Raw genomic sequence first — 4,166 nt, forward strand, 5'->3', positions numbered from 1 at the left:
CATCCCCACCTTCGTCCTCGAAGCCGCCCTGCGACCGACCCTCGTCTGCGGGGTCGACGAGGCGGGCCGCGGCCCCTGGGCCGGGCCGGTTTCCGCCGCCGCCGTGATCCTCGATCCCGCCGACATCCCAGTGGGCCTCAACGACTCCAAGCAACTTACCGAACGCCGCCGCGGCGCCCTGGAGGTCGAGATCAAGGCCCGCGCCCGCGCCTGGTCCGTGGCCTTCGCCGAGGTGGAGGAGATCGAGGCGCTCAACATCCTGGCCGCCACGGGTCTGGCCATGCGACGCGCGGTTCAGGCGCTCTCGCCCGCGCCGGGGCTCGCCCTGATCGACGGCAACTACCCCTTCGACGTCGGCCTGCCGGTGAAAACCCTCATCGGCGGCGACGGTCTCTCGCTCTCCATCGCCGCCGCCTCCATACTGGCCAAGACGGCGCGCGACCGGCTGATGATCGAGCTCGACGCGCGCTATCCGGCCTACGGCTTCGCCCGCCACAAGGGCTACCACGCCGCCGAGCACGTCGCCGCCCTCGCCGCCCACGGCCCCTGCCCCGCCCACCGCATGGGATGGAAGCCGATCCGCGACCTTCTCGCCGCCCGGGCTGCATCACCGCTGCACAGCCGCGCTTGACGCTCTCCGCGCCCTCCGCCACGGCGGACGCACATCCCTTCAGCCGATTGAGTCGCCCATGGCCGCCCCGCTTTCCGGACACCACGTCGCCGTGCTGATGGGCGGGCTCTCCTCCGAGCGCGAGGTGAGCCTCGTTTCGGGCGCGGCCTGCGCGGACGCGCTGGAGCGCCTCGGCGCCAAGGTCTCCCGCGTCGACGCCGGCCGCGATGTCGCCGCCGTGCTGACCCGCATCAAGCCCGATGTCTGCTTCAATGCGCTGCACGGCGCCTGGGGCGAGGACGGCTGCGTCCAGGGCGTTCTGGAGACGCTCGGCGTGCCCTACACGCACTGCGGCGTGCTGGCCTCGGCGCTGGCCATGGACAAGGCCAAGTCCAAGGCCGTGCTGGCCGCCGCCGGCGTCACGGTGCCGGGCGGCGGGCTCTTCAACCGCCATGTGGCCGCCGCCGGCCACGTCATGGCGCCGCCCTATGTGGTCAAGCCCAACGCCGAGGGCTCTTCCGTCGGCGTGTTCCTGGTGTTTGAGGGCGCCAACAGCCCGCCACAGGAGATCGTCGCGCCCGCCTGGACCTATGGCGAAGAGGTGATGATTGAGCCCTACATCCGCGGGCTGGAACTCGCCGTCGGGGTGATGGACGGTCGCGCCATGAACGTTACCGAAATAATTCCACGCACCGGCTTCTATGACTACGAAGCCAAGTACGGCGAGGGCGGCTCGGAACACGTCGTTCCGGCCCGAATTCCGGCGCATGTCGCGGAAAAAGCAAAGGAACTCTCCGAACGCGCCCACGCCGCCCTGGGTTGCCGAGGCGTTACCCGGTCGGACCTGCGTTATGACGACATTAACGACGTTCTGGTCCTCTTGGAGGTGAACACTCAGCCTGGGATGACCCCCACCTCGCTCGTACCCGAGCAGGCGGCGGCGGGCGGGGTGAGCTTCGACGACCTGGTGCTTTGGATCACGGAGGACGCCTACGCCAATGCGGGGGGGAACGCGGGGAGCGTCGCAAACCAAGGCCAAGACGGCCGCTAAGCCCGCCCCTCGCGCCCGCGCGGCCGAGGCCGATCGCGTGCGTTTATCCCCCGCCCGTGTCCTGATGCTGTCGGGCGGTGTCCTCACCCTGGCGCTTGCAGCGGTGCTGCTCACAGGCGGACGCGGCGCCCATGTCGTCCAGATGGTCCAGACCGGCGTCGACGGTCACTTCGGCCAGGCCGGCTTCCAGGTTCGCGCGGTGCATGTGGAAGGCGCCTCGCCGATGGCCCGCGCCGACATCATCCGCGCCGCAGGCGTCCATGATGGCCAGCCGCTGCTGGGCCTCGATCTCGCCGAAGTCCGCGCCCGGGTGGAAAAGGTCGGCTGGGTCCAGGAAGCCCATGTCGTGCGGCTGCTGCCCGACACGCTAGTGCTCTCGGTCAAGGAACGCCGTCAGCTCGCCGTCTGGCAGCACAGGGGCCGCACGGTGGTCATCGACGCTGACGGACGGCCGATCCCTGAGGCTGACCCCGGCCGCTTCTCCGCCCTGCCGCTCGTCGTCGGCGCCGGCGGCGACCAGCACGCGGGCGAGATCCTGCCGATCCTGGTCCAGCGTCCGCGCCTGATGGCCCGGATGGAGGCGCTGGTGCGCGTCGACGACCGCCGATGGGATCTGCGCTTGAAGGATGGCGGCCTGATCCAGCTGCCGGCCGCCGACGAAGAAGCCGCCCTGATGCGTCTGGAGACGCTGGATCTGCGCTCCCGCATCCTCGACCTCGGCTTTGAGCGCATCGACCTGCGCAACCCCGACACCATCGCTGTCCGCCCGCGCGCCCCCGCGCCGCTGACCGCCCCCGCCGAAACGCCCGCCCCAACCCCCGCCGAAGACGCCTGACGAGACCGAACGACGATGCTGAAGACCGCTGAGCGCCTACCCGCTGAGAAGACCGCCCGCAAGGATGGGCGCGACGGGTTGAAGGCCGCGCTGGCGCCGCCCAAGATCATCGCCGCCGTCGACCTCGGCGCCTCCAAGGTCGCCTGTTTCATCATGAAGCCCGACGGCGTGCGTCGCGGCGACCGCACCCTCACCACCTGCGGCGTCGGCTATGTCCAGTCGCGCGGCGTGCGCGGCGGCTCGATCGTCAATCTCGACGAGGCCTCTGAAGCCATCGCCCAGGCCGTCGAGCGCGCCGAGACCGTGGCCGGCGTCAACGTCCAGGGCGTGGTCGTGGCCACGGCGGGCGGCCAGCTCACCGGCTCCCGCGTCCAGGGCCGCGTCTCCATCGGCGCCCGGCCGATCGGCGACAACGACCTCGTCCGCGCCATCCAGAACGCATTGGCCCAGATCAAGCTGCCGGGTCGGCGGGCGATCCACATCCTGCCGGTGGCCTGGGCCGTCGACGGCCAGGGCGGCGTGCGCGATCCGCGGGCCATGTACGGCCGGACCCTCGGCGTCGAGCTCCTGGTCGTTTCCGTGGCCGAGACCGTGTTCAACACCCTGGGCGCCTGCGTCGAGCGCGCGCACCTCCAGCTCGAAGGCGTTGTCGCTGCCCCCTTCGTCTCGGCCCTGGCCGCCCTGGAAGAAGACGAACTCGATCTGGGCAGCGTCTGCATCGACATGGGCGGCGGCTCCACCTCGGCCTCGGTGTTCCGCGCCGGCTCCCTGGTGCATGTCGAGACCGTGCCGGTTGGCGGCCATCACGTGACCCAGGACATCGCCCGCGGCCTCTCGACCTCGATCGCCGGCGCCGAGCGCATCAAGACGTTGCACGGCTCGGCCATCGCCTCGGCGAACGAAGACCGCGAGATGATCGAAGCTCCGCCGCGCGGCGATGATCCCGGCGCCGGCCCGGTCGTGGCGCCGCGCAGCCTGCTCAAGGGCATCATCGCCCCGCGCGTCGAAGAAACCCTGGAACTGCTTCGCGATCGCCTCAAGGCCGCCGGCGCGCCGATTGAACCGGGCGCGGGCCTGGTGCTCACCGGCGGCGCCAGCCAGCTGGCCGGCGTCCGCGAGGTGGCCGTCCGCGTCTTCGACCGCCCCGTGCGTCTGGGTCGCCCCCGCCGCGTGCCGCATCTCGCCGACGCCGCCTCGGGGCCCGCCTTCACCGCCTGCGCCGGCATCCTTCACCGGTCGGCTTTCGGCCCCCGCGAAGCGGTTTCCACCCGCCAGCTCTCCAGCGCCAAGCTTCGCCGCGAACCCCTTGAGGTCGGGGCCAATCCCGTGGCGAAAGCCGCCGCGTGGCTGCGCGAGAACCTGTAGGCGCGCCTACGCCTCCGCCCAGCTCCGCGCGTCCTGCAGCGCCCGCGTCATCCGCCGCAGTCCCGCCAGCATGATCAGCGCGGCCAGCGGGATGATCACCACGCCGAACACCGCCAGGGAGCGGTTGAGCGCCCCGTCGTCGCCGAAGCCGTAGTCGGTGATCGCCGCCACCACCGTGGGGCCTAGCCCCATGCCGAGCAGGTTGGTGGCCAGGAGGTAAACCGCCAGCGCCTGACCGCGCATCCGGTTGGGGGTGATCAGCTGGATATAGCCCCCGCCGATCCCGCCCTGGAACGCCGAGAAGA

General features: G+C 71.2%; 4 protein-coding genes and 1 pseudogene. 4 read left to right on the forward strand and 1 reads right to left on the reverse strand.

Annotation, left to right across the window (positions count from 1 at the left end):
• Nucleotide 1: 1 nt before the first annotated feature.
• From ACIQ3R_RS15900 to ftsA, 4 genes are read left to right on the forward strand one after another with little or no spacing between them, the layout of a single operon-like run.
• Nucleotides 2-631 carry a ribonuclease HII gene (locus ACIQ3R_RS15900; protein WP_397419832.1) on the forward strand — a complete coding sequence of 210 codons (630 nt, stop codon included), beginning with the start codon at nt 2-4 and terminating at the stop codon, nt 629-631.
• A 58-nt stretch (nt 632-689) separates the two neighbouring features.
• A complete protein-coding gene (locus ACIQ3R_RS15905) occupies nt 690-1,661 on the forward strand; it encodes a D-alanine--D-alanine ligase (RefSeq protein WP_397419833.1) in 972 nt (323 codons plus the stop codon).
• Nucleotides 1,609-2,496, forward strand: coding sequence for a cell division protein FtsQ/DivIB (locus ACIQ3R_RS15910; RefSeq protein ID WP_397419834.1), 888 nt, complete (start codon nt 1,609-1,611; stop codon nt 2,494-2,496). The genes ACIQ3R_RS15905 and ACIQ3R_RS15910 overlap by 53 nt, the downstream gene beginning before the upstream one ends.
• Nucleotides 2,497-2,511: 15 nt before the next feature.
• On the forward strand, nt 2,512-3,861 hold the full coding sequence (ftsA, locus tag ACIQ3R_RS15915; RefSeq protein ID WP_397419835.1) for a cell division protein FtsA: 1,350 nt from the start codon (nt 2,512-2,514) through the stop codon (nt 3,859-3,861).
• A gap of 6 nt (nt 3,862-3,867) precedes the next feature.
• Here the strand turns inward: ftsA and ACIQ3R_RS15920 are convergent.
• A pseudogene (locus ACIQ3R_RS15920) lies at nt 3,868-4,166 on the reverse strand (MFS transporter); the annotation flags it as partial.

Origin of the sequence: Phenylobacterium sp. (assembly GCF_044371015.1) — a bacterium.
GTDB lineage: Bacteria > Pseudomonadota > Alphaproteobacteria > Caulobacterales > Caulobacteraceae > Phenylobacterium.